At 28.7% G+C, this 303-nt stretch carries 2 protein-coding genes; both read right to left on the bottom strand.

All coding sequences use genetic code 11. The features are described from left to right. Positions 1-148 (bottom strand): DUF685 domain-containing protein (locus U881_RS13710; RefSeq protein WP_152520656.1); only part of this gene is annotated, 148 nt, incomplete at its 3' end. 9 nt (positions 149-157) lie between these two features. After that, the gene (locus tag U881_RS12190; RefSeq protein WP_268744145.1) at positions 158-286 is read right to left on the bottom strand and encodes a DUF735 family protein; all 129 of its coding nucleotides are present in this window, start codon (positions 284-286) and stop codon (positions 158-160) included. Between the last annotated feature and the right edge of the window lie 17 nt (positions 287-303).

Below are 303 nucleotides of genomic sequence, written 5' to 3'. Positions count from 1 at the left end.
AGAAATTTGCGTAACTAATGGCATTACAACTAGAAATACCATCATCTAAAACCAAAAGATCATTATCTGTTACTGTACTTACCTTATTAAGGTCTTTTACGTGAACTGTATCATCATGTTTTACAACAGTATCTTCTGTGCTTTGCATAAAAACTCCTTATCCGTTAAATTCTTTAATATATATACCTTCATGGTTTTGTATTTTAAGTATACGACCAATAGGAATAAGTTTTCTGATAAAAGCATAAATAGAATGTTCATATTCTTTAGGCAACATGGTCATAATCCAAGCTTTATTTTTAA

It is taken from the genome of Borrelia persica No12, from assembly GCF_000500045.1.
Classification (GTDB): domain Bacteria; phylum Spirochaetota; class Spirochaetia; order Borreliales; family Borreliaceae; genus Borrelia; species Borrelia persica.
The sequence above is the reverse complement of the archived record's forward strand: the minus strand, read 5'-3'. Positions and strand labels throughout refer to the sequence as shown.